Raw genomic sequence first — 378 nt, 5'->3', positions numbered from 1 at the left:
CTTCTTTACCATATCCATAACAATCTCCGACCCTCAGTTTGTGGGGTACTGGAAACTTATTGTAGCAGATAGAAATCAATATTTGACTTGTCATAGTGTCCGACTATGACAATTACATTGTCGTCGGTCCTGCGGAGCTTCAAAGATACCAGTCTGCAAGCTCCTGAAAGGCGTCCTGATTAGCTTCGAAGTATTCGGAATCCGGAACCTCAATAGGAGGCTCATCAAGCTCTACGGKGTCTTGTAGACGCTCTATGTCGAGAACCTTTGACAGCATCCCATCTTCTAAGACGCTACCCCCACCTCTACCCATGTGAGATATCGTGTAAGTGTCAAGCATATATGCTTTTGCGGAATCATCCACCGCATTGATATCCC

1 protein-coding gene is annotated in these 378 nt (G+C 45.6%); it reads right to left on the bottom strand.

Going from position 1 to position 378, the window contains the following annotated elements:
• Positions 1–139: 139 nt before the first annotated feature.
• Positions 140–378: hypothetical protein (locus KP705_RS19130; RefSeq protein ID WP_215765451.1), on the bottom strand; the 239-nt coding region annotated here is incomplete at its 5' end.

The sequence above is a fragment of the Gluconobacter sp. P1D12_c genome, assembly GCF_018812105.1.
Classification (GTDB): domain Bacteria; phylum Pseudomonadota; class Alphaproteobacteria; order Acetobacterales; family Acetobacteraceae; genus Gluconobacter; species Gluconobacter oxydans_A.
The sequence above is the reverse complement of the archived record's forward strand: the minus strand, read 5'-3'. Positions and strand labels throughout refer to the sequence as shown.